Source organism: Arthrobacter sp. Soil_C_49, assembly GCF_057656635.1.
Genome location: NZ_JBDGJZ010000004.1, coordinates 115,981 through 139,899 on the forward strand (window position 1 = coordinate 115,981; position 23,919 = coordinate 139,899).

The window sequence follows — 23,919 nt, forward strand, 5'->3', positions numbered from 1 at the left end:
ACTGCCATAGTCGCGACAAGGACGACGCTATGGCCAAAAGGCACCTGTCAACCTGTGACCGGTGTCTCATTTTGAGACACGGTGGCATCGCCTTTTGAACCTCCACGCCGTAATCTCGAATGACCAGGACAAGGAGGACGGCGATGGCGCCGGATCAGAACGTTCCCGTCCCGCGGCCCCAGGCCGGCGGCGCGGAAGGCATGATGACTACTGTCTCAAAACGCCTTCTTGCCTCATGGCAGCGCAGTGAAGAGTACGGTGTCTCGGCCGAGATCATCGACCCCGTCTGGGCCGGGTCCGTGGCCGGTGACTCGCTGTTTTACCAGTGCGGCCATGAGGTGCTCACCAGCCTGTACCAGACGCTGGCCAACGAGCCACTCAGCCTGATGCTCACCGACGCCAACGGGCTGGTCCTCAACCGCTTCAGTGGCGACACGTCACTGCTGCGGGCACTCGACAAGGTCCATCTGGCTCCCGGTTTTGCCTTTTCCGAGCGGGAAGCGGGAACCAGCGGGCTGGGTATGGCGCTGGCGGACCGGACGCCGAGCCTGGTGCGTGCCGAGGAACACTACAGCGCAAGCCTCCGGACGTACACCTGCGCTGCGGTGCCGGTGATCGATCCCCTCAGCGGACGTCTTCAGGGCAGCGTGAACATCACCACCTGGTCCAAGTCGTCGCCCGAGCTGCTCCTGGCCCTGGCCCAGTCGGCGGCGAGCAACACCGCTGCCCTCATGCTCGCCAAGTCAGGTGGCCACAGGCCGAAAGCGGGACCCAAGGGCGGTGTCTTCCGGGTACAGAGGGGCCGGCTTGAGCCGGGTGCGGGAACACTGCGCGCCATGTCCACGGGCTGGACTGACGCACTGGACCATGCGGCCTTGGCCCTCGGGGCAAACAAGGTGGTGGCCGCCGTCGGAGAACCAGGCTCCGGGCGCGCCACGTTGGTGGGCCAGGCCATCCGCCAGGCACGCCCCGGAAGCCGCATCCTGAGCGCGGCGGCTCCGGAACCGGAGGACGTGGAGGCGTGGTTGTCGCTCTGGACCCCCGAGCTGTCCAAGCCCGATACCGCCGTGATCGTGGAAAACGTTGACCTCCTGCCCGCCTGGGCGGCGCAGGAGTTGAGCGCCCGTGCTGCCGCCGCGGTTCAATCACTGCCGGCACCGGCCGGCAGCCCACCCACCATCACCTGGGGTATGACCGCGGAGGAACTGGCCGCCGTCCCGCAGCCACTGGTTGCCATGGTGGAGGCTGTGGTGCCGGTGCCTGCCTTGCGTGAACGCCCCGCTGATGTGATGCCCCTGGCGAGGTACGCCGCACGCCAGACCCGGATGCGTGAAGTGGATTTCACCGCCGCAGCCGAACACGCACTGGCCGGCTATGGGTGGCCGGGCAATGTGGACGAACTTTTTACCATGGTCCAGGACGCGGCCATGCGCACGGAAACCATCGATGTGCGGCATCTGCCCACCCGGCTGGTGGGACGCGCCGGCCCGCATCTCACCCGGATCGAGGCCGTCGAGAGGGACGAGATCATCCGGTACCTTTCCCGGCCGGGCATCACCGTGGCCGCGGCCGCCGCTGAACTGGGCATGAGCCGTGCCACGATTTACCGCCGGATGGCCCGCCTGGGGATTTCCGCGCCGAAGTAGGCCTCCTGCCAAACACATGTCCTCACAAGCCCTCGCTCCGCCGTCGAAGCCGCCGCGGCGGTACAGCGGAACTTTGAGAATGACCGGGCAGACGCGTCGGCAGAGCAGCTGCCACTGAGTCGCAGCCCGTCACCGGCGTCCCAATTACCGCGCGGAGTAACTCCTTCCACCACGTTGTCAGGAGTCGTGGCGGACAGCCACCTTACGTCCGGCCGGCACGCTGGGGAATGACCGAGTGTGCCCCGAGTTTCCGGCCAAAGGGGGTGTAGACGGGTGTGCCGCCGAAGAGTAAGTTGCCGACCACCACGCCTCAGGGAAGAAGAGACCCTGGCCAGTTTTGACGGATCGATTGAGATCAACAGGTCAGCCCCCGCGGTCTTCGACGTTGTTGGCACCCGCCTTTTCGAGACGCAGCCCCTGTGGGAGGACGGGATTGTGGCCATCCGTCCGGAGACGGAGGGTCCGATGGGGGTGGGCAGCAAGGCCGAGATGGAAAGGCTGGACCTGCTCGTATGGCGCCACACGACCAACTATCACTGCGTTGTCTTCGATCAGGATCGGCTCGTTGTAATGCACAACGACAGTCCCGGTACCCATGTGGTGTTCCGCCTGTCCACCACACCGCGCGGAAACCGGGGCACGCTGCTCCGGTTCCGGGTGGAAGTGGAGCTGACGGGGATCAACCGGCTCCTTGAACCGCTGGCAAGCGTACTCCTGCGGGCACGCCAGAAGACCCTGCGGGATATCAAGGCCTACGTGGAGTCGAACACCACCTAGGTTTCGACTGGGTCAACCACCACGGGACACATCAAAACACCGGCTGAAGGCAATCAGTTCGCTTTTTCCTTGGCCCGGCGGCCCAGCAGGCCTGTTAAAGTCGGGAACCATGACCGATCCACGCAATGATGCCGCCGGCAGAGTCGGCTTCCTCCACACGGCGCAGGTCCACGAGGCTACCTTTGAGGCCCTTGCCCGGGAGTACCCGCCTTCAGCCTCCACCGTCCACCGCGTGGATCCCCATGCCCTGGAGCTTGCCCGGCAAGACGGGGCCTCGGAGAGCGTGCGGGCCGTCGTCGCCGCACATCTCGCCGAACTTCGTGCTGCTGGCTGCGAGGTGGTCCTGTGCACCTGCTCCACGCTCGGCGAGGTAGCGGAGGACCTGTCCGGCGATGGGCTGGAAGTGATCCGCATCGACCGGCCGATGCTTCGCCGGGCTATGACCCTCGGCCCACGAATCGGAGTACTCGTGGCTCTCACGAGCACCATCGAGCCAACCACCCGGGTCCTCGCCGAGGAGGCTGCGGAGGCCGGGGCCGGCATCACCGTGGAGGTCAGCATTGCCGAGGGTGCGTGGGATGCATTCCTTGCCGGCGATGCTGAGGCCTACCATTCGAGCATCGCCCAAGCGGCGCGTACGCTCGCAGGCCGCTCCGACGTCGTCGTCCTCGCCCAGGCGAGCATGGAACCGGCTGCCGCCCTGCTGGCCGGGGTCGCAACGCCGGTCCTCACAAGCCCCCGTTCCGCCGTCGAAGCGGTGGCACTGGTACAGCAGCGCCTCAGGGGCGGCCGGGAGGCGCGGCCAGGAGAATCCGGTTCCCTCGTGGACCACCTTTAGCTGCCGTGGCTGGCCGCCGACCTTACGGCGTCAGACTGTTGGGTGGCGGCGCGGCCGGAAGTCCTTCCTTCTGCCGATGCCCAGTGCCGCAAGAGCCCCTCGGCCAGCCGTCCAGGTTCGGCCCGGTGGGGCGGGTCGAAGTGGTGGCGGTGGGGGAACACTTCAAGGTGGAAGTCCGGGAAGAAAACTCTGGACAGCCGGGCGGCGATGTCCCCGTAGTCATCGGGATGGCTCAGTCCGCCGAGGGCAAAGAACACCGGTTGACTGAAAGCGGCCAGCCGCGACCTGTCCAGGTCATAGTCACTAAAGGTCCGCAGGAACGCCCTGATGCCCGCGGGCCGCTGAGCCATCCACGGCGGCGGGGGACCCGGCTCCGGTGGCGGAAGGACGACGTCGGGCTTCACTCCCAGCCTCATGAAGGCGGGCATAAGCTGCTCCGGCGGGAGTTCCTCCAGCTGGGCGTATGTCTTCCGGTACTCGGTATAGGCGGGGCTCCAGTCCCAGTTCCCCGCCCAGGCCGGCTCCAGCAGGGCGAGGCTCTGCAGCCTCTCGGGATGTTGGGCCGCGAACGCCAGCGCTGCGGCGCCGCCAGCCGAATAACCCACGAGGTGGAACGTCTGCCAGCCCCGATGATCGGCTTCGCGCAGGACGCCGTCTACTTCCGTGTCCAGGGTCCAGCCGGCGGGCGGCTCATCTTCTTTGTAGAGCTCGAGTTCCTTGGCGACGGCCTCTACATCCGGGCCCAAGGCTCCAACCAGAGCTGTGTAAGCAAGGTGCGCGGGGAGTACGGCGCCGGGAAGCAGGATGACCCGAAACGGTTCCATGGACAGAACGCTACGCCTGATCCGGACGTAAACAAGGGCAGTTTGCGCCGCAGTGCCCGGCTACTTGGGCAGCCTGGGTGCAGACGGACGACGACTCAACTGGCGACCTCAGCCACCTCGACCTGTACCCCGGCGTCCCGGAACTTCTGCACCTGCTCGGGGTCGGCGCCGTCGTCCGTCACCAGAGTCCAGGGGAGGGCCAGCCGGGCCCAGGCGTGGAACGGCCGCAGGCCGAGCTTGGAGGAATCCGCCAGCACGTAGACAGCATTGCCTCGCCGGGCCATGAGCTCCTTGAGCCGGGTCTGCTCGTGGCTGGCTTCGCAGATGCCGTCCTCGGCGGTGACGGCGTCGGCACCGAGGAACACGCGGTCGAAGCTCATCCGCTCCAAGGCCGCTTCGGCCAGCGGCCCCACGAAACTCTGGGAAACGCTCCGCAGGCGGCCGCCCAGGCAGTCCACCTCGATGCCTTCCGATTCAGCCAGCTCCTGCATGGTGTTGATGCCCGGGGTGGTCACGGACAGCTTTTCGAACCCGCGCAGTTCGTGGGCCAGCGCACCGGCGGTGGAACCGGCGTCGAGCAGGATATTCTCACCCGGCCGGATCACGGACGCCGCCCAGCGGGCGATGGCGTGCTTCTGCTCGAACGCCTCACCGGTGCGCTGCCGCAGCGACGCCTCCGGGTGTGCGCCCAACGCCATCGCACCGCCGTAGGTGCGGGCCAGCCGGCCCTGGCCGTTCAGCAGCGCGAGGTCGCGGCGGATGGTGGAGGCGGTCACCTCGAACCGGGCGGAGAGTTCCTCCACGGACGCCAGGCCGGTGGTCACGGCAAGGTGGTAGATCTCCTCGCGCCGCGCGTTTGCGCTGAGCATTCCCGGTCTCCTTCCCGTGGCTGTGGTAACCATGCTAGTTGCGGGCCGGACAATGCCGGGGACGGCAACGGCCGGTCAGCAATTCTATGCTGACCGGCCGTCCGTCTCTTGCAGGGTGGTTAGAGCGCCTCTGCGCGGACCGGCGCCAGGTCCACTGCCTGACGGAGTGCCTCCAGCAACGACTCGTGGTCGGCGATGTTCTTGCCGGCGATGTCGAAGGCGGTGCCGTGGTCCACGGACGTGCGCACCACGGGCAGGCCCACGGTGATATTCACGCCGTTCTCGAGGCCGAGGACCTTGACGGGACCGTGGCCCTGGTCGTGGTACTGGGCGACGACGAGGTCGAAGTCCCCGCGGCCGGCCAGGAAGAACAGGGTGTCCGCCGGCAGCGGGCCGAAGGCATTGATACCGTCAGCCTGGGCCTTCTCGATGCCCGGCTGAATCTTTTCCGCTTCTTCGCCATAGCCGAACAGTCCGTTTTCACCGGCGTGCGGGTTGATGGCGCAGACGGCGATCTTCGGGTTTTCGATGCCGGAGGCCTGCAGCAGCTCGTGCCCGCGCTTGATGGTCCGGTAGACCAGGTCGCCGTTGATCTTGGCGATCGCGTCGATCAGGCCGATGTGGGTGGTCACGTGGATGACGCGCATCTTGGGCGCGGTCAGCATCATGGACACTTCCTCCGTGCCGGTCAGCTCGGCGAGGAGTTCGGTGTGGCCGGGGTACTTGTGGCCGGCCGCGTGCAGGGCTGCCTTGTTCAGCGGGCCCGTGCAGATGGCGTCCACCTGGCGGTCCATGGCCAGCTGAACGGCCTTCTCGATGAAGAGGAACGAACCGTGTCCGGCAGCAGCGGAAAGCTCGCCCCAGGCCAGGTCCTCCGGGATGCAGTCGATGTCCAGCACGTCGATGGTGCCCTCATCAAACAGGGCCTCCGACGGCTCGGCGACCTTGCGCAACTTCAGCGGGCTGGCGACGATGTCCGCGGCGAGCTGCAGCCGGCGGAGGTCGCCGACGACCAGCATGCGTGCCTTTGACCGGAGTTCATCGTCGGCCAGGGCCTTGACGATGATCTCCGGGCCAATGCCGGCCGCATCGCCCATGGTGATGGCAACTATCGGGCGTCCCATTATTTGATACTCATTTCAGTCGTTGTGCCAGTAAGAAATTGTGTGGTGCGGGCCAGCGTACCGGCGTCCCCGAAGGCTCCGGCCTTGGTAACCAGCAGGGGGAGCGGCCCGGGCAGCAGGCTCATCACGACGCCGGGCTCAATCTCCCCGAGGACGGTGAAGCTGCCCGCGCCCAGGGCTTTCAGGACCGCCGTGGCCGTTTCCCCGCCTGTCATGACGAGGGCGTCGCAGTGACCGATGCCGGCCGCGGTGGCGCGGGCCAGAGCCTCTGCCACAACCAGTGCCTGCGACTTGTCGATGGTTCCCATTGGATCGGGCGTCAGCACCACATCGTTCCGGGCCATCGCCTCGGCAACTTTACGGGCTACCGCTGGATCCTCCAGGGCGTCGTGGTCCAGCGTGATGTGCTCCGCGCCGGCCGCGACGAGTGCCTCGGTTTGCTGGCGGGCCAGGCTGGAGTAGCTGCCGATCACAGTCAAAGTCCGGTTGACGAGGCCTGCCTGCGCATTTCGCGCAGCCGTGCGTTCTTCACGCGCAGCGATGTGTCCCGCCAGCCCTCCCGAGCCGACCAGGAGCGCCGGGAAGTCGAGGAGGTCCGCGGCGGCCGCGATGCGCTCAAGGTCGGTGTCGGAAATGGCGTCCAGTACGACGGCGTCCGTCCCGCGTGCCTGCACGTCCCGGAGGTGCCGCGCCAGTTCCTGCGGGGTGCCTCCGCTTGCGTTGGCACCTTCAACGGAGAGGCCGCCAGCGGCAAGCGCCGCAGCGACGTCACCGCCGAAGTTACCTTGGGCGTTGGGGACGCCATTGACGTGGACGATGCCACCCAGGGTGGTCCTTCCCGTGCCCGGGAACGCCGGAGCCACTACCGCCAGGCCCTTGGCGCGGCCCTGTGTGAGCCGTGCCAAGGTTGCCGCCACTTCCACCCCCACATTGCCCCGCAGCAGTGAGTCAATCTTCTTGAAGACCCGCCGGTGCTGCCCGAGGGCCCGGCCGGCCGCCGTCGTGACGGCTGCTGCGGCTTCCCCGGGGGCCAGGTAGCGGCTCTCGGTATTGATGGAAAGGATCTCTGCCTCAGGCCAGGTGGAGTCGACGTCGAGGATGACGCAACTGGTGTGGGTGGGACCGTAGGCTGCGGCTGCATCTGCCGCCCCCGTCAGGTCGTCGGCGATGATTGCCCAGCGCGTGGCTGCGTTGGTGCTCATACCGCTGCGGACACCTCGGGAGTTGCCGCTGCCGTTTCCTTGTTCTTGAGGCGCTTGGCGTACCAGGCCACCATCAGGGGGCAGCCGATGGCCGTGACCACGACGGAGGCGGCAACCAGAACGGTGGCGGGTCCGGCGGCGGGGAGGTATGCGGGGTTGGCTGCTGCCACCAGCATCGGCACGGTGGCGGCGTTGCCCGCGGTCGTTGCCGCCGCCAGACCGGCGATGCCGGTGCCGCCGCTCAGCTTGTCAGCGAAGAACAGCACGGCGCCGCCGACGATCAGCACGAACAGGCCGAGTGCGACACCGAGAAGACCGGCGCTGAGGACCTTTTCGAGGTTCAGGCCGAAGCCAAGGGCGAGGGCGAAGAATGGAATGAGGACGGGGGCCGCAGAGGAAAGGAACTTACGCATGGCCGGGTCAAGGGTGCCCAGCAGGACGCCGAGGAGCAGCGGGATGATGGCGCCTACGAGAGCCTGCCACGGGAAGGCTGACAGGCCGGCCACGCCCAGGGTGACCATCGTCAGGAAGGGTCCGGATTCGAGCGTCATCACGGAGTAGGCGGCAACGTCCTTGGGCTTGCCGTACTGGCCCATAAGCGCCATGTACATGCCGCCGTTGGCGTCATTCAGGGCTGCCAGGATGGCCAGGACGGACAGGCCGGTCAGCAGGCCGCTGTCGATGGGAAGTTCGCCCAGGAAGCGGCCGGCGATGACGCCGATGATGACTGCGAAGAGGACCTTGGCGCCGAAAAGGACGCCGCCCTTTTTCAGAATGTAGGGGGTTGCCTTGATGTCGATGCTTGCACCCATGCACACGTAGAACACGGCGAGGATCGTGGTGCCGCCGGTGAAGAGTGCGCCTGTAAACGAACCGAAGAATTTAGCGGAGTCCGGTGCGAAGGTGGCCAGAAGGGCGCCGATGAGCAGGGGGATCAACATCATGCCGCCAGGAACTTTTTCCATGGTGGCCTTGATTGGGACATGCATGTTGCAACCTCATTGTTGTTGGGGGAGAGGGGGTCGAGCGATCGGCTCGAAGCATGATCTAAATCATAAAGAGTCTGCGCGTTTAGCGCAACCCCTTATGCGCGAAATGCGCAAATTGATTTGCGGAGCAGCGGCAAGCCTCACCGAAACCCCCGGACGCTCTCTCACTTAACGCGGCCTTCCGGCGGACGCTCTCTCACTTAACGCGGCTCTTTGGCTAACGCTCGCTCACCTGAGCTAGTCCCTACCTAATGTCCGGTCAGGGGTGCCGTTGCCCTGTTTGGGCGCAGCAGCCGGTGCCAGACTTGAGTTCCCAGCGTGGTCAAAGAAGGTCGGCGATGACGACGGACAATCGCGGGTTGCGCGGGTGGGCAGCCCGGCACGAAACCGTGCTTTACCTTGTCCTGGCCTATGCGATCTCATGGTGCATCTGGCCGCTGGTCCTACTGAACCCCGAGAGCAGTCCGCTGGTGCCGTTCGGGCCGGGGCTGGGAGCCGTCCTGGTGGCATTCTGTGCAGGTGGGCGCCGGGAGTTGATCAATCTCCTCCGCCAGCTGGGGCGATGGCGCGTCAACTTTGGCTGGTACGCGGTGGCACTGGGTGTGCCGTTCGCCGTGCCCGGCCTCGCCCGCCTGGCAGCGGTGATCGCCGGCGCTCCGGCCCCTCGCTGGGAGCCGTCGGACGTGTTGCAAATTGCCGGACTGATTGCCGTCACGTTCGTCATCGTGGGCATCTTCGAGGAGCTGGGCTGGCGGGGCTTCCTGCTTCCACGGCTGCAGCTCACGCGGAGCGCACTGGCGTCCGCGCTGCTAGTGGCATTGGTGTGGTTGCCCTGGCACCTTCCGGAACTGGTGTCCGATCCGGGCCAGCGCCCGTTACTGCCGTTCGCAATTTACGTAGTGGCGTTGTCTGTCATCCTTGCCTGGCTTTATAACGGTACGCAAGGCAGCCTGCCGGTGGTGATCCTGTTCCACGCCGCCTTCAACAGCTTCACGCAGTTCTTCCTCGCCGAACTGCAGGGCGGGGACCAGTATCTTGTTGCATGGTGGACCCTTGCCGGCCTGGGCGCCCTCATGGCCGTCACCATCACGGTCCATCCCGGTCACCGCAGCCTGGTCCGGGTGGATGAGCGGGGCGGTGTGGGCAGGCTGCCACGCGACATCCCGCCGTCATGACAGCCCCAGGCTCGCCGCAGGAACGCCAGGCCCCTCGCATGTGCACATTCGTGCAAGAGCCGTTGAATGCTCGTGCTGACACCTTTGCCGGGTAACTCGCTACTGATCAGTAACAATGAGCCGAATGCGCTTGGTGAACCAGCACTAAGTTGGCCGCACGTTTGTGCAGCCCATGTCCACTGGAGCGGCTGCGCTGCCAGCATGGAAAACCTGGCTGCAACCTGGTTGGTGCTCTTCGTCCACCAGCAAGCGGCCCCCTGTTGGCACATGAACAAAGAGGTTTCCATGTCACTGCTTGCCCGGGCCCTGTCCGTTGCCGCTGCCGCGGTCCTGTCCGCTTCCTTGGTTGCGGCTCCCGCCCAAGCCCTCGAGATTTCCCCACCCGGGGCCAACGACTGGTCCTGCAAACCGAGCGCACAGCATCCCTACCCGGTAATCCTTGTCCCGGGAACGTTCGAGAGCATGGAGAAGAACTGGTCCACCTTGTCTCCCTACCTCAAAAGCGCCGGGTACTGCGTTTTCGCGCTCAACTACGGGGAGACAAACGGCATCTATGCCACCGCCCCCGTAGTCGAATCCGCGAAGGAACTTGCCTCGTTTGTCGATGCGGTCCGCTCCGCCACCGGCGCCAAGCAGGTGGACCTGGTGGGCCACAGCCAGGGCGGAATGATGCCCCGCTACTACATGGGCTTCCTCGGCGGAGCGAAGTACGTCCACCAGCTCATTGGTATCGCGCCATCCAACCACGGGACTGAAGGCCTGATCGTCCCGCCGCCGGGGTCCGTGCCGGATCCGGACTACACCGGCCTTGGCTGTGCTGCCTGCGCTGACCAGCAGGCAGGCTCCGCGTTTATGCAGCAGCTCAACTCCATCGGCGACACTGTCAGGGGACCCTCCTACACCGTCATCTCCACGGTCTATGACGAGGTGGTCATCCCCTACAACAGCCAGTTCCTGAACGGCGCGGCCCGGCAGGTCACCAACATCACCATCCAGGACAAGTGCCCGGCTGATGTCTTCGAACACGACCAGACGCCGAACGATCCTGTGGTGCACCAGATCGTCGCGCACGCACTCGGCAAGCCTTCAGGCCCTGCAGACCCGGCCTACCAGCCGTCCTGCATCTAGCTCAGCAAGCTGGGCGCCGGCCGTGGGCCGCGGCCCAGCTTCAGGCGCCGAGCCGGTCCGCCAATTCAGTGATGCCGGACGCTACGAGGTCCCAGTCACCTTCCGGGGCAAGATCCGCCACCTGGGCGGGACCGTACTCGGTGGGGCGGCGCACGAAAGCCGTGGCGAGCCCGGACTCCCGGGCAGCCTGCAGGTCGTTGTTGTGGGCTGCCGCGAGCATCACCTCGCCGGGATCGAGGTCAAGGAAATCCACGGTCCGGAGGTAGGCCTCGGGCAACGGCTTGTACGTGCGCGTCATGTCCGAACCGATGATCACATCCCACGGCAGGCCGGCGTTCCTGGCCATGTCCAGCAACAGTGAAGTGTTGCCGTTGGAAAGTGGCCCCACGATGTAGTGGCGGCGGATGGTGGCCAGGCCCTCCACGCTGTCCGGCCAAGGCGGCAGCCGGTGCCAGGATTTGTTCAGCTCCTCCAAGGTCTCCCTGGCCACCCGGTCCGGGTTGAGGCCGTGATGGCGAAGCGCCTGGTCCAGGTTTTCCCGGTGCAGGGTGTCCAGAGTGGTGAAGTTGCGTTGTCCGGAGCGGATGGCTTCCATGGCCGGCTGGTAGAGGGCCCGCCAGTGGTCCGCGAAGGCTTCCGCGTCGAACTCCTGCCCGTGGGCCATGGCGAAAGCTGCCACCTCCCTTGCCACGCCAGTGCGCCAGTCCACGACGGTCCCGAAGGTATCGAAGAGGACGGCGCGCACCGGCCTCCCGGTTGATGGTGAACGGTACGGCTGGAACCTCACGTGCTGTCTCCTTCCTGGCTGCCGTGACCGTTAGTCTGGCAGCATGCGAACTGATTTCAGTCCCACGGCGACCTCCGCCCGCGAGTTCTACCGGCTGCTCACCGCGGTGGTGGTGCCGCGGCCCATCGCGTGGGTTTCGAGCGTTTCTCCGGAGGGCGTCGACAACGTGGCCCCACACTCCTTCTTCACCGTAGCTTCCACCAATCCGCCCATCGTGCAGTTCACCTCAGTGGGCGAGAAGGATTCGCTCCGCAACATCACCTTGTCCGGGGAATTTGTGGTCAACTTTGCCCCGGCCGCACTCCTGGAGGAGGTCAACGCCACCGGCACGAATTTCCCGCCGCAGGTCAGCGAGTTCGACGCCGCAGGCCTGACCCGTGAGCCGAGCCTCACCGTGGCCGCGCCGCGCGTCAAGGAGTCACCGGTGGTGCTCGAATGCCGCCTCCATTCCGTGCTGCCGATAGGGGACTCCACCCTCGTGTTCGGCGAAGTCTCCCATGCCGCCGTGAGCGATGCCGTACTGGACGGCAGCCATCCCCGGATCGACCTGCTGGAGCCACTGGCCCGGCTGGGCCTGGACGAGTGGGGCACACTCGGCGATATCCAGGACCTCACCCGGATCCGGCTGAAGGACTGGCCGGGCCATTTCCGTCCCAAGGGCTAAGGCCAGTCAGCCCTGTTGCCTGGAAAGGGGAAAGGGATGCCCGGAAGGACATCCGCTCGTCCTTGGGCTGGGCGGCCGCTGAGACCGGTGGTGGCCCGTGCGGGGCTGGAAGCCAGCGGTGCACTGGGGGTACGACGTCAGCCAGGCCATTGGTTGAGCGCGCCGGAGTAGACCTGGCTGCGGGTGCCAAGCACCAGAGCCGGCCACCCGCCGTCGTAATAGGGTCACAAACCCCGCAGGAACGCGAGGCCCCTGGCCGCCAACTCGTCCTGGCTCGGGGCCAGCGGCCGCCAAATGGAAGCCGCCACGGCAATCGCGGCATTGTCCGCGGTGAAACTTTCAATATTCAACGGTCCGGCGTAACCCACCTCGTCCAGGGCCTCCAGGAAGCCGTCCCAGTCCGTCTGGTCCCCGCCGGGGGCGCCGCGGTCGTTCCCGCACACCTGCACGTGCACCACGTGCTCTCCGGCCGCCCGGACCGCGCCGGCCAGCGAACGCTCTTCGATGTGCAGATGGTAGCTGTCCAAAGCGATGCCCACGCCGTTGCCCAGCAACGGGCCCAGCGCCTCGAGCGCCTGCTCCACTGTGTTGATCAGGGATGTCTCGTACCGGTTCAGCGGTTCGATACCCAGGATTACACCCGCCTCCAAAGCCCGGTCCGCGACCGGCTTCAGGTTTTCACGCAGCTCCGCGTACGCCTCCCGCCGCTGCTCGGGCGACATCCGCCAGGTCCGCCCGGTCTGGGCATAAAAAGGACCGCACACAGTGGGCGAACCGATACTGCCGGCCATGGCGACGCAGGCCATCAAGTAGGTCTGCGTCGCTTCCACAGACGCCGGGGCGGCGGACACGAGGTCCCGCCCCGGCGCCATGGCACCCACAAGAAACGACCTCAGCCCTGTGGACTGCAGGGCTTCACGCACCGTGGGGGCGGTGAAGTCGCCGGAGTTTTCCAGCGGCAGTTCGACGGCGTCAAACCCCAGCGCGGCGATCCTCGCAAGGTGTCCGCCCAGGTTGGCATCGGTCAGGGGAGAATCCCAGACCCAGGTGCTGATCCCGATGGGACGCTTCACGCTATTCCGTCCACGGCCGTCCGGGGTCAGGGAATCTGCCGCTTCTGCCAGACATCCGGGTAGCCGGGGAGGTCTTCTCCACCGAACTTGGCGTAGTGCCCGCTGGGCATCCCCTGGTTGCGCTGCAGCCAGGTGTCCAGCTCGTCAGCGAGGATGGGCTTCTGCGGGAGGACCCATTCGGCCGGGATCTGCTCGCCCTTGAAGATCTTTTCCAACGCCAGCAGCGGGGTCCGCCACTGGAAGTTGGAGTAGACCGGGGCCATGGCATCGATTCCGGTTTCCTTCCACTTGGTCAGGAAGCTCATCTCGTCCTCGCCCGTCATCACCGGCAGGTCCTTGCCGGCATCCTCAAAAGCCTCGAGGGCTGCCACGGCACCGTCGCCGGCGTCCATCCACACACCCTTGACGTCGCCGGTGGCCAGTTCATCAGAGATGATTTTCTTGATCTCGGTGGGGTCCGCGCCAGTGAAGTAGTCCTTGGCCTGGATGCCCTTCTCCTCAAAGATCTTCTTGGCCGCCGCCCAGCGGTGCTCCAGCACGTCCACGCCCGGAAGGATGCGCAGGGCCACCACCTTGTCACCGGACTTCAGCTTGTCCGTCAGGAACGTGGCGGTGTCGATGCCCCACGCAAAGCCGCCGATCGGGTGGATGAACGTGGTGGCGCATTTGGTTTCCACACCGCGGTCAAACACCACTACGGGCTTGCCGGTTTGGCAGGCACGTTCCACCGCCTGGGTCAGGGCCGCCGTGGAGTTGGGCGAGATGACGAACGCATCGCAGTTTGCTTCGTCAATGAAGTAGTCGATGTCCGCGATCTGCGTATTGTCGTTGTCCTTGGCATCGCGGGTTTCCATCTCGGAAATGACCCCCGAGTCCTTCAGGACCTGGAGTTGCTGGTTCATGGTGATCCAGCCGGTCTGGCGCCACGGGTTGGAGATGGAGGCATTGGCGAAGCAGGCCTTCTTCGCGCCGGGTGAGGCAAACTTTGCCGTGTCCGTCATGTTCCCGGCAATGTACTGCAGGTATGGCTGCTCCGCGTTCCCCTCAAAGGTGGCCGAGCGTTGCTTGAACTGCTCGTCATAAAGCGCCTGGCTAAACCAATCCTGGCTCGCCGGACTGCTTTGGGCAGCGGAGGGGGTAGGCGCCGCCGCCGTCGTCGTTTCAGTCACCGACGGATCCGTAGTACAGGCAGTCAGCACCACCAGCGGCACTGCTGCGCCAAGTGCGATCGCGCGGATTGAGTGTTTGCGCATCAGACTCCATCTCCTCCTTGTTGGGCGCCCTTGTGGGGCATGGTTGCTGCGCTTAGCCGGTGCCGTTCGTCATGGGCAGCGGAAGTGGCTCCCTTGCGCTTGCGCTGCCATGACTTGGACGCTGCTGCCACAGCGACGATGATGATGACCCCCTGGACCGTGTCCCGCCACGTGGCCTGGACGCCCATGAAGTTCAGGAGGGTGAACAGCGACTCGAGGGCGAACGCGCCGGCCGCCGCGGACAGGACCCAGCCGCGTCCGCCTCCCAGCACCACACCGCCGAGCACGACGGCGGTGATCGCCGTGAACTCGTATCCCCGCCCCACCGAGGGGTGAACTCCCGCGTATCCCACGAGCAGGATGCCGGCCACGGTGGCCGACAGCGACGACAGGATGAACGCCCGCGTCCGCACCCACCAGACGCGGGAGCCTGCCAGCTCCGCGGCCCTCGGATTGTCGCCGACGGCGATGAGTGTGCGTCCAAACGGGCGTAGCATCAGGACCACCGCCAGGACGGCAACGGCCGCCAGGATGAGGACGGGGTAGGGGATGATGTCCAGGACCGGGACATCCTGGATCCCGCCGCGCCCGATCTGGCGGAAGCTGTCCGCAGGGTTCCCCTGGGCCGCGCCGCCGGTCCAGTAGAGCACCAGTCCGAGCAGGGCCAGCATCATGCCCAGCGTCACAATGAAGCTGGGCACTTTCAGCAGGGTGGTGATCAGCCCGTTCACGAGCCCGATGAAGGCCCCGAGCACAAACATCAGGACCAGGACCGGAATCACCCTGGAATCGTCCTGCCGGATGAGGTTGCCGGCAACGATGACCTGCACGGTCACCACCGAGCCCATCGACAGGTCGAATTCGCCGCCGACGATGACGAAGTACTGGCCGATGGCGGCGATGGCGATCGGGGCTGTCCTGCCGATGAACCGGATGAAGGATCCCGGCTCCCCGAAGGAGGGGTTCAGCGCGATGATGGCCGCCAGGAGGGCGATCAACAGGACGAAGACCGCGCCACCGGGGGTGCGCAGGGCCCGTAAAAGCCGCTGCGAACGGCTGGCACGGTTCTGCCGCAGGATGGCGCTGCGCCCCGAGGGCAGCGCCGTACTCATGGCCGCTCCGCAGGCACGGCCTGCGCGGCAGGAGCTTCCGAAGATCCCTTCGGGCTGAACCGTTCCGGCCTGTTGACGATCCTGCGCCGAGCGTACACCGCGACTGCCACCACAATCACCACGCCCCTCACCACGTCCTTGAGGAAGGGGTTGATCTGCATGACGGACATGATGTTGTCCAGCATGGCGAAGATGAGGACACCGCCCAGGGTCCCGGTGATGGTCCCTTTCCCGCCGGCCAGCAGCGTGCCGCCGAGGACAACGGCGGCGATGGAGAGCAGATCGTAGCCGCCCTGGGAACCCACCGTCGGGCTGCCCACGCCCAGCCGGCTGGCGAGGAGCAGCCCCGCCATCCCCGCCAGCAGCGAACAGATCACATGGGCGGTGATAACGGGTGCATCGACGCGGATCCCGGAGGTCCGGGCCACGGAAAGGTCACCGCCCACGGCGTAGAGGTGGTGGCCCACCCGGGTGCGGTGGAGCAGCAGCATGGCCAGGCCCGCGCAGGCCAGCATGATGATGGTGGAGATGGGAACAGGCCCCAGGCCGGTGGCCCCGATCAGCCGGAAGGAGAGCGGGGTCTGGCCGAAGCTGCCCTTGAAATTGGTCCCGAGGTAGCCGCTGATGATCAGGCCCATGCCCAGCGTGGCGATGAACCCGTGCACATTGAGGCGGGCCACGATCAGTCCGTTCGCCAGGCCGATGACCGCGGCGGCCCCCAACGTAAGCAGGACGCCGGGCAGGACATTGCCGGGGTTGTTGGCCATCACGCCGGCGGCAATCAGGCTGGCCAGGCTCGCCACGTAGGGAACCGAGAGATCCAGGCTGCCGGCCAGGATCACCAGCGTCTGTCCGATGGCGATGAAACCCAGGACGCTTGTTCCGGTCAGGATGCTGGAGATGTTGCCCTGGCTGAAGAAATTCCGTCCCACTGTTCCCACCAGCACGGCACCAACGATCAGCGTCAGCAGGGCCACCAGGTAGACGATCTGGGTGGAGGACAGGCGGTCAAAGAAGCTGCCACGTTGTTTCATGTTCCTCCTCCGGAAGCAGTTCTGGCTCCCGTTCCCAGCTGCAGGACGGCTTCCTCGGACGTGCCGGCCGGAAGCTCGCCGGCGAGGCGTCCGTCGCGCATTACCAGGATCCTGTCTGACATGCCGATGACCTCAGGCAGCTCGCTGGAGACCATCAGGATGGCTTTGCCCTCGGCTGCCAGCTGGCGCATCAACCGGTACACGGCAACTTTGGCGCCGACGTCGATTCCACGGGTGGGTTCATCCAGCAGGACCAGGCGGGGCCGGATGGCCAGCCACTTGGCCAGGACCACTTTCTGCTGGTTCCCGCCGGAGAGGTACTGCACCTCCTGGTCCAGGTCCCTGGCCACCACCTCCAGGGAGGAAAACACGCCGGGAATCTCGGTCCTGACGGCACCTGTGCGGCGCGGGAAAACCGACCTGATGACGGTCAGCGCGTTGTTCAGGATGGACTGGTTGAGGCTCAGGCCCTCCGCCTTGCGGTCTTCTGTGATGAGGGCCATCCGCGCCCGGACGCCCTCCTGCGGTGTCTTGGGCAGAAGTTCCCGGCCCTCCACTTTCATGGTGCCGCGGGTAAAGGGGGCGGCGCCGAAAATGGCGTGCAGCAGTTCCGTCCGGCCGGAGCCCTGCAGGCCGGCCACGCCCACAATCTCACCCGGCTGGACACTGAAGCTGATCCCGTCCAGTTGCCCGTTTCCGGCGTCCTCCAGCTCAAGGATCGGCTGGGCCGGGCTTGTTCCGGCGTCGCCGTCGGTCCGGGGCAGTTTGTCCGGGAAGAAAGCCGAAATGGGCCGGCCCACCATCAGCCGGACCAGCCTGGTGTCGTCGAGTTCGGAGGCGGGGCCGGTGCTGACCACGCGGCCGTCCTTCAGGACGGTGATGGTGTCACAGAGATCGAAGAGCTCCCGGAGCCGGTGGGAGACGTAGAGGATGCCCGTTCCGCGTTCCCGGAGGCGGGACACGATCTGGTAGAGGAGCTCAACTTCGGCGCCGGCCAGCGCGGCGGTGGGCTCGTCCATGGACACGATCCGGGCGTCGTAGCTGACCGCCTTCGCGATCTCCACTACCTGCTGCTCAGCGACGGTCAGGCTCCGCACCTCAGCCGTGGGCCGGATGGCTGTGATCCCCAGCGACTCCAGCAGCTCCGCCGTGTTGGCGTTCATCAGCGCCTTGTTCACCAGGACCCCGCGGCGGGGCTCCCGGCCCAGGTAGATGTTCTCGGCCACCGTCCGGTCCGGCAGGAGATTGAATTCCTGGAAGACGGACGACAGGCCGGCTTCGTGGGCCTGGGTGGGGTGGCTGAAACTGACTTCCCGGCCGTCCAGGAGCACAGTGCCTGCGTCCGGCTGGTAGACCCCCGCAAGCACCTTCATCAGGGTGGACTTCCCGGCGCCGTTTTCGCCGACGAGCCCATGAACCTCGCCGCGGTGAAGGGTCAGATGGGCGTCTTCCAGGACGGGAATGCCGAAGAAGCTTTTGGTCAGTCCGCGGACTTCCAGGAGCGGGGGAGGGGCTGCGGGATCCTGGCGGAGCCCACCGGGGATGGCGGCCGCGCCAGTTCCCTCGTGGTTCTCCATCGATCCGTCCACGACTAACTGTTACAGTGCCGGTTCTGTTCCGTCAAGGGATAAGCGATTGCTCGCTATCAGGGGCTGTCCGGCAGGGTCTTGTGGCTGGTCAAGGCGTCGAACTGCTCCTGCCACAGGGACTTTTCCTGGTCCACGTACCGCTTATACGACGCGGTCCATTTGGGCCAGATATCGGAAACAGGGTTAGCCTCGGCAGGCGGCCGGGCGGGGCCCTGGGAAACGCTCCGCGCGGGCGGCGCCTGGGGCACGTGCGGCCTTTGCTGGACAGGGGCCTCCGACCGCGGATTCAGAGGGCTTTGCCGCTCTGCGGGAAGGAATTTAAGATCGATCAGCCACAGGGCGATTTTGCTCACCGCCCAGATAATGCCGAACAGGACCGTGGCTGCGAAAAGGAAAGCAACCCAGAGCAGGAGCCCGATGAACACCATGGCCCATTTTACCTAGCTCACCGCCATTTTGGGCAGGGACGGGAGCCCCGAAAGCCGGGTGCGGACGCGCCCCCATTCAACGGGCTCAAGCATCGAGTTGGAGCGTGAACACCCACAGCAGCACGTCCTCGCCGGGCACGTACCAGTCCCGCTCCGGCGCACGCTGGAAGCCGAACGACTCGTACAGCGCATGGGCGCGTTCCATGAACGTGGCGCTGGTGATGCTGATGGCTTCGATGCCGGGCAGTTGCCGGGCATGCTCCACCACCTTGCCCACCACTGTGCGGCCCATGCCGTTGCCCTGGCACGCCGGGTCCACGGCCAGCATGCGGAACTCCAGCTCACCCTCCGCGGCGATCTCGCTGTACGGCTCGCCGGCGAACGTCAGCGTCACGGCCGCGACCACCCGCCCGGCAGCTTCCGCCACCCACACCTGCGCATGCCCGGCCCGGTGCTCCACGTCCTCGAGCACTCTCATGTAGGGGTGGTCCGCTTCGAAGTGGCCCGCCGCCAGGTAGGCCTCCCGGGTGATGCGCCGGACGGCCGGAAAGTCCGACGGCGTCGCCCGCCTGAAAGCGACGCTCACCGCGCGCCTGCGGCCGCGGCAGTCCGCTCGACGTAGTGGCCCAGCCGTGCCAATTCCGGCTGGGACGAGGGATCGCCCACGGCGTCCCCGCCCACCGCGTTGGCCACTGCCAGTGCCCGTGCGTACTCCAGTCCCTGCTGCAGCGCCAGGACCAGGGCGGCGCAGAACGCATCCCCGGCGCCGATGGTGTTCGCCACCTGCACTGACGCTGATGGCGCCTCCGCCACCTTCCGCCCATGCTCAAACATCGCCGAACCGTCCCCGCCGTACGTCACGGCCACCAGCTTCGCCGATGCAAGGGCGGGAATCAGGGCATACTCGCTCTCGTTCACGATCACCAGGTCGCAGCGCTCCAGCAGCTCGGCCGGCAGGTCCATGGCCGGCGCGGCGTTCAGGACAAAGAATCCAGAGGAGCGGCGCGCGGCCTCCAGCACCACCGGCAGGCCCACCTCGAGCTGGCACAGCACCGCCTCGTCCGGACCGAACTCCACTCCCTCCAGCGACAGGTGGGAGTTGGCGCCCGGGCACACCACAATCTGGTTCTCGCCATCGCGGTCCACCACAATCAGCGCGGTCCCCGTCGGCTGGGGCAGGACGGCCACGTCGGCAGTGTCGACGCCGGCACTAGACAGGGCGTCCAGCATCATCTGGCCGTGCGCATCACTGCCCACGGCGCCCACCATGCGTGCGCTGCCGCCCAGCCGGGCTGCAGCCGCGGCCTGGTTGGCGCCCTTGCCGCCGGGCTGCTCGGACAGGAGCGCATCGCCGATGGTTTCGCCGGCGGTGGGGAGCCGCTGGGCGGTGGCGATCAGGTCCAGGTTGATGCTGCCCACAACGGTGAGGGCAGGAAGTTGATTGCTCATGGAATTCCTTACGGGGGAGGAGCCGGAAGCGGCCGGATTAGGAAATAGTGTACGGCACTGTTGTACTTGTCGGTCATACATGGTTGTATAACAACTCGCATCCACATGGCAGTAAGCCCAAAACAAAGGAGTTTGATGTGAACACCCCAACCCCGGCGGCAGCCGCGCCTCCCGCGCAGGCCACGACCGCCGTCGTCGTCCCCGACACAAACCCAGCGGCCTTCCACGGCCGCCGCGCCGCCCTGCTGATCTCCACGCTCCTGCTCGGCGTGCTGTCCTTCCAGCTCAACGCCAGCATGGTCACCCCCGCACTGCCGCAGATCGCCGCCGAATTCGGCCAGGGCGCGGACAGCGCCGCCCCCGTCCAGTCCATGTTCTTCCTGGCCGGCGCCATCGCAGGGCCGGTGATCGGCCGGTGGAGCGACTTCATCGGCCGCCGGGCCGCGCTGCTCCTGGTCCTCGGCATCATGGGCGCCGGCACCGTCCTCTGCATCACCGCACCCACGCTGCCGCTGCTGGTCACCGGCCGGTTCCTCCAGGGTGTTTCCAGCGCCGTGTTCGCGCTCGCCTACATCGTGCTCAGTGAGAATCTTCAGGCGAAGGTCTTCGGCACGTCCGTGGGCATCATCGCCGCCATCAACGGCGGGATCGGCGGCGTGGACGGCTACGTGGGCGGGCTCATGGCAGAGACGCTCGGCTTCCGGTCCATCTTCGGCGTCGTCCTGGTCCTCACCGCGATCGCCGCCGCCTGCATCATCAAGATGGTGCCGAAGGGCCGTCCCGCCGGCGTCCGCGGTGCCATGGACTGGTGGGGCGCCGGATCCCTCTCGCTGTTCCTGGTGTTCATCACCTACTTCGTCTCTGACGGTTCGGCAGCAGGCTGGACCGCGCCCTCCACCCTGGCCCTGTTGGCCGGCACCATCGCGTCCTTCGCTGCCTTCTGGTTGATCGAGAAGCGCCGCAGCAACCCGCTCATCGCCGTCCACCACCTGCGCTCCCGCCAGGTGTGGCCGGTCATCGCCACCACCGTCCTCACCCTCGCCGGCATCTTCGCCATCATCAATTTCACCGTGGTGCTGCTGAGCCAAGATCCCGACGGCGGCTTCGGGCTGAGTGCCTCGATTTCGGCGCTGCTGTTCCTCACTCCCGCCGCGCTCATCGGCGTCTTCGCCGCGCCCTTGGCCGGCTGGCTGGCCGACCGCCGCGGCTGGATCAAGACCCTCCGCGCCGGCACCGGGCTCAGCCTGGCCTGCGCCATCGCTGCCGCCACGTTCTCCACCAACCAGACGGCGGTGCTGGTCGCCGTCGCGGCCCTGGGCATCTTCTACAACGGGCTGTTCCTCACCGCCATCAACGGGCTCTCGGTGCTGCTCTCGCCCAAGGAAGCCCCGGCCGCGCTGCCCGGCATCAACGGCGCCTCGTTCGGCATCGGGGCGAGCCTCGGCGTCGTCCTCGTGGCGCCGTTCGCCGCGCAGGCCACGGCCGCCGGGTACGCCACCGCCCTCTGGATTTCCGTGGCCATCACCGCCGCCGCGTTCATCGTCAGCCTCTTCGTCGCCGCCCCCAAGGGCGAGACCGTCTAAACCCGCCTCAACCGAAAGAGAACCACCGCCATGACCGCCACCTCTCCGTTCTACCTGGACTGCGATACCGGAATCGACGACGCCCTAGCCCTGGCCTACCTGCTGGCCGCCCCCGCCGCCGAGGTGGTGGGCATCGGGACCGTCAGCGGCAACGTCAGTGCCGCCGTCGGCGCCCGCAACACACTGGACCTGCTCCAGCTCGCCGGCCACGCCCACATCCCCGTGGCGCTCGGCGCGCACGACCCCCTCGCCGGTTCCTTCGGCGGCGGGGCGCCGTGGGTGCATGGGGAGAACGGGATCGGCGGGGTTGCACTCACGACGTCGGCGGCCCCGGTGGTGGAGGAATCCGCGGCTGAGATGCTGGTCCGGTTGGCCCATGTGTACCCTGGCACGCTGAAAGTGTTGGCGATCGGGCCGCTGACCAACATCGCCGAGGCCCTCCGGCTGGAACCGGCCTTGCCGTCCTTGGTGGAGTCGATCACCGTGATGGGCGGGGCTGCGCTGGCTCCGGGCAACATCACGCCGGTGGCGGAGGCCAACATCTACAACGACCCCGAGGCCGCCGCGCTGGTTCTGGCCGCCGGCTGGGACATCACCCTGGTGCCGCTGGACGTGACCATGGCTTCTGTCCTGGAGGAGACGCACCGGCAGGAGCTACTGGCGTCTTCTTCGCCGGTGGCGCAGGCGCTGGGGGAGATGCTGGGCTACTACTTCCGGTTCTACGAGGACATTTACGGCCGGCCCTGCTCCGCGATGCACGATCCGCTGGCGGCAGCGCTCGCGGTGGATGCTGTTAAGGCCGCTCTTGCGCCTGTGGTGCGTGCCGCCGTCGACACCTCTGCCGGGCCGGGCCGGGGCCAGACCGTCTGTGACATGCGCGGCTTGTATGCCGGGTACCCGACGGCGACGGGCGCGCGGTGCCGCGTGGTGCTCACGCTGGAGGAGGACTTCGCCCCGCACCTGGTGGAGACGCTGCTTGCACTCCAGCCCGCGGTTGAGCCCGTGCCCGTCGGTTGAGCCTGGGCCCACGACCGCAGGGTTTCCTGGCCGAGCTTTGGGTGCGGGTGGGGAGCCAAACCACGACGGCGGCACTCGACTCAGCCGCGGTGGTTGCCTGCCGCTGCGCCCGGTGCTGAGCGGCAAAACGCCCGGCGGGACTTTCCCGCCGGGCGTCTGCTGCATCTGTCGGATGCTGTGCCGCTAGCGGCGCTGGGCAACCAGCACGAATGCGCACGATGCCAGGACGCCGGTGAGGGCGAAGATCAGCATTCCGGTGAATGAGCCCCCGCCCGACTGAATCAATGCCCCGCTGACGATCGGGCCAATGGAGAAGCCCGTGCCGATCATGAGGTTGGTCGTGTTCATCAAATGTCCGCCGCTTGAGAGAGCGGACAACGTGGAGAGAAGGTAAGGCAGGATGAAGGTCCAGGCGAACTTGAAGATCACCGCGGCGAAGGCGAAGCGTATGAAGGCCGGTGAACCGAAGAGCAACGCGATGCTGAGAGCCATGCCTGCGTAGCCGGTAATGAGGTAGAGCTTTCTGCGGGGCGTGTCACCGAGAGCCGTCGCAACCAGGGCCGACAGGATTCCTGCGACAGTAGCCAGGGAAAGGACGAGGCTGCTGGCGGAAAGGTCGATCCCGGAACCTGCTGAGATCTGGGCAATAAAGGACCAGACACCACTGAGGGCGACATAAAAGAGCAATACCGCCGCCATTCCGGCGGCCGCTTTCAGGACCGGAACCCGCTGGGGCGCAGCAGCAGTAATGGGTGCTGCCGCCCTCAGCACTTCCCCGTCGATGCGGTTGACCACCAGGAGGCACAGCACGGCGAGGCCGGCAAGGGTCCAGTAGATGGCTGCGACTCCAGCTGCCGCGAACAGCGACGGGAAAACGGCTAGAATCAGCGCTCCCATGGCCAACTGGAAAACGACAAAGATTCCGAATGCGCGGCTGGGGTTTGCGGTCTTTCCGCTGAGGGTCAGGATGATCACGGTGATAGAACCAGCCGCAAGACTGGTCACCACCCTGGCGGCGACCAAGAGGCTGAAATCGTCCACAAACCCCGAGGCAACGTTGCCGAGAATGACGATGGCAGTGAAGATGTAGCTCGCTGTCCTCAGGTTAATCCGGCGGAGCCACAGATAGGCCGGCACTGTGGCCAGGCTGAAAGCTCCCAGCTCTAACGAGAAGAGCGTCCCCACTTGGACCGGGGTCAGACCAAACTGCTCGATCAGTTTGCCCGCGATGACAGGGGCGATCAGCAGGACGGTATAGAGGACGGCGCTAAAGACAGCGATGTAGGTGTAGGTCCCCTTGTCCGAGGCGATGCTTGCCGGAGCGGCGTGTGCTGTAGTTGTCATGGTCATGTCTTTCA

Annotated in this window: 23 protein-coding genes; 8 read left to right on the top strand and 15 right to left on the bottom strand. The window is 66.3% G+C overall.

Translation table 11 applies throughout. The features are described from left to right. Positions 1-143 precede the first annotated feature (143 nt). From AC3A4Z_RS08715 to AC3A4Z_RS08725, 3 genes are all read left to right on the top strand, one after another. Positions 144-1,646, top strand: a complete 1,503-nt coding sequence (locus AC3A4Z_RS08715; RefSeq protein WP_498711230.1) for an AAA-type ATPase lid domain-containing protein — start codon at positions 144-146, stop codon at positions 1,644-1,646. Positions 1,647-1,919: 273 nt separating this feature from the next. Continuing rightward, the gene (locus AC3A4Z_RS08720; RefSeq protein ID WP_498711231.1) at positions 1,920-2,423 is read left to right on the top strand and encodes an SRPBCC family protein; all 504 of its coding nucleotides are present in this window, start codon (positions 1,920-1,922) and stop codon (positions 2,421-2,423) included. Positions 2,424-2,532: 109 nt separating this feature from the next. Then, complete coding sequence (locus AC3A4Z_RS08725) at positions 2,533-3,261, top strand: hypothetical protein (RefSeq protein WP_498711232.1); 729 nt, start codon at positions 2,533-2,535, stop codon at positions 3,259-3,261. Here the strand turns inward: AC3A4Z_RS08725 and AC3A4Z_RS08730 are convergent. The 5 genes from AC3A4Z_RS08730 to AC3A4Z_RS08750 form a co-directional block, all read right to left on the bottom strand. Then, the gene (locus AC3A4Z_RS08730) at positions 3,258-4,085 is read right to left on the bottom strand and encodes an alpha/beta fold hydrolase (RefSeq protein WP_498711233.1); all 828 of its coding nucleotides are present in this window, start codon (positions 4,083-4,085) and stop codon (positions 3,258-3,260) included. The genes AC3A4Z_RS08725 and AC3A4Z_RS08730 overlap by 4 nt on opposite strands. A 95-nt stretch (positions 4,086-4,180) precedes the next feature. After that, positions 4,181-4,954 (bottom strand): DeoR/GlpR family DNA-binding transcription regulator, encoded by a 774-nt coding sequence (locus AC3A4Z_RS08735; RefSeq protein ID WP_498711234.1) that lies wholly within the window; start codon positions 4,952-4,954, stop codon positions 4,181-4,183. A gap of 119 nt (positions 4,955-5,073) precedes the next feature. Further along, entirely contained in the window at positions 5,074-6,078 is a 1,005-nt protein-coding gene (gene pdxA, locus AC3A4Z_RS08740) for a 4-hydroxythreonine-4-phosphate dehydrogenase PdxA (RefSeq protein WP_498711235.1), read from the bottom strand. Continuing rightward, positions 6,078-7,280, bottom strand: a complete 1,203-nt coding sequence (locus tag AC3A4Z_RS08745) for a four-carbon acid sugar kinase family protein (RefSeq protein WP_498711236.1) — start codon at positions 7,278-7,280, stop codon at positions 6,078-6,080. Before AC3A4Z_RS08745 ends, pdxA begins: the two co-directional genes overlap by 1 nt. Further along, complete coding sequence (locus AC3A4Z_RS08750) at positions 7,277-8,269, bottom strand: 2-keto-3-deoxygluconate permease (protein WP_498711237.1); 993 nt, start codon at positions 8,267-8,269, stop codon at positions 7,277-7,279. The genes AC3A4Z_RS08745 and AC3A4Z_RS08750 overlap by 4 nt, the downstream gene beginning before the upstream one ends. Positions 8,270-8,607: 338 nt before the next feature. Between AC3A4Z_RS08750 and AC3A4Z_RS08755 the strand changes: the two genes are divergently transcribed. Next, complete coding sequence (locus AC3A4Z_RS08755) at positions 8,608-9,444, top strand: CPBP family intramembrane glutamic endopeptidase (protein WP_498711238.1); 837 nt, start codon at positions 8,608-8,610, stop codon at positions 9,442-9,444. Between the two features lie 285 nt (positions 9,445-9,729). After that, positions 9,730-10,572, top strand: a complete 843-nt coding sequence (locus AC3A4Z_RS08760; protein ID WP_498711239.1) for an esterase/lipase family protein — start codon at positions 9,730-9,732, stop codon at positions 10,570-10,572. Positions 10,573-10,612: 40 nt separating this feature from the next. Here AC3A4Z_RS08760 and AC3A4Z_RS08765 read toward each other — a convergent pair whose 3' ends face one another. Next, positions 10,613-11,359: a haloacid dehalogenase type II gene (locus AC3A4Z_RS08765; protein ID WP_498711240.1), complete on the bottom strand. Its 747-nt coding sequence runs from the start codon at positions 11,357-11,359 to the stop codon at positions 10,613-10,615. A gap of 43 nt (positions 11,360-11,402) precedes the next feature. Here AC3A4Z_RS08765 and AC3A4Z_RS08770 point away from each other — a divergent pair, with 43 nt between their 5' ends. After that, the gene (locus AC3A4Z_RS08770) at positions 11,403-12,023 is read left to right on the top strand and encodes a flavin reductase family protein (RefSeq protein WP_498711241.1); all 621 of its coding nucleotides are present in this window, start codon (positions 11,403-11,405) and stop codon (positions 12,021-12,023) included. A gap of 224 nt (positions 12,024-12,247) precedes the next feature. Here AC3A4Z_RS08770 and AC3A4Z_RS08775 read toward each other — a convergent pair whose 3' ends face one another. From AC3A4Z_RS08775 to AC3A4Z_RS08810, 8 genes are all read right to left on the bottom strand, one after another. Then, positions 12,248-13,096 (bottom strand): sugar phosphate isomerase/epimerase family protein, encoded by an 849-nt coding sequence (locus AC3A4Z_RS08775; protein WP_498711242.1) that lies wholly within the window; start codon positions 13,094-13,096, stop codon positions 12,248-12,250. A 26-nt stretch (positions 13,097-13,122) separates the two neighbouring features. Then, on the bottom strand, positions 13,123-14,349 hold the full coding sequence (locus AC3A4Z_RS08780) for a substrate-binding domain-containing protein (RefSeq protein ID WP_498711243.1): 1,227 nt from the start codon (positions 14,347-14,349) through the stop codon (positions 13,123-13,125). Continuing rightward, positions 14,349-15,461, bottom strand: coding sequence for an ABC transporter permease (locus tag AC3A4Z_RS08785; RefSeq protein WP_498711244.1), 1,113 nt, complete (start codon positions 15,459-15,461; stop codon positions 14,349-14,351). Before AC3A4Z_RS08785 ends, AC3A4Z_RS08780 begins: the two co-directional genes overlap by 1 nt. Beyond that, on the bottom strand, positions 15,458-16,495 hold the full coding sequence (locus tag AC3A4Z_RS08790) for an ABC transporter permease (RefSeq protein WP_498711245.1): 1,038 nt from the start codon (positions 16,493-16,495) through the stop codon (positions 15,458-15,460). The genes AC3A4Z_RS08785 and AC3A4Z_RS08790 overlap by 4 nt, the downstream gene beginning before the upstream one ends. Next, positions 16,492-18,072: a sugar ABC transporter ATP-binding protein gene (locus AC3A4Z_RS08795; protein ID WP_498711429.1), complete on the bottom strand. Its 1,581-nt coding sequence runs from the start codon at positions 18,070-18,072 to the stop codon at positions 16,492-16,494. The genes AC3A4Z_RS08790 and AC3A4Z_RS08795 overlap by 4 nt, the downstream gene beginning before the upstream one ends. Positions 18,073-18,140: 68 nt before the next feature. Then, positions 18,141-18,512 (bottom strand): hypothetical protein, encoded by a 372-nt coding sequence (locus tag AC3A4Z_RS08800; RefSeq protein WP_498711246.1) that lies wholly within the window; start codon positions 18,510-18,512, stop codon positions 18,141-18,143. Between the two features lie 85 nt (positions 18,513-18,597). Beyond that, positions 18,598-19,098 carry a GNAT family N-acetyltransferase gene (locus AC3A4Z_RS08805; RefSeq protein ID WP_498711247.1) on the bottom strand — a complete coding sequence of 167 codons (501 nt, stop codon included), beginning with the start codon at positions 19,096-19,098 and terminating at the stop codon, positions 18,598-18,600. Continuing rightward, a complete protein-coding gene (locus AC3A4Z_RS08810; RefSeq protein WP_498711248.1) occupies positions 19,095-19,961 on the bottom strand; it encodes a ribokinase in 867 nt (288 codons plus the stop codon). Before AC3A4Z_RS08810 ends, AC3A4Z_RS08805 begins: the two co-directional genes overlap by 4 nt. 137 nt (positions 19,962-20,098) lie before the next feature. Between AC3A4Z_RS08810 and AC3A4Z_RS08815 the strand changes: the two genes are divergently transcribed. Together AC3A4Z_RS08815 and AC3A4Z_RS08820 are read left to right on the top strand one after the other, a co-directional pair. Further along, positions 20,099-21,544 (top strand): MFS transporter, encoded by a 1,446-nt coding sequence (locus tag AC3A4Z_RS08815; protein WP_498711249.1) that lies wholly within the window; start codon positions 20,099-20,101, stop codon positions 21,542-21,544. A gap of 30 nt (positions 21,545-21,574) precedes the next feature. After that, positions 21,575-22,561 carry a nucleoside hydrolase gene (locus AC3A4Z_RS08820; RefSeq protein ID WP_498711250.1) on the top strand — a complete coding sequence of 329 codons (987 nt, stop codon included), beginning with the start codon at positions 21,575-21,577 and terminating at the stop codon, positions 22,559-22,561. A gap of 183 nt (positions 22,562-22,744) precedes the next feature. Here the strand turns inward: AC3A4Z_RS08820 and AC3A4Z_RS08825 are convergent, their stop codons facing one another. Further along, entirely contained in the window at positions 22,745-23,905 is a 1,161-nt protein-coding gene (locus AC3A4Z_RS08825; protein WP_498711251.1) for an MFS transporter, read from the bottom strand. Positions 23,906-23,919 lie beyond the last annotated feature (14 nt).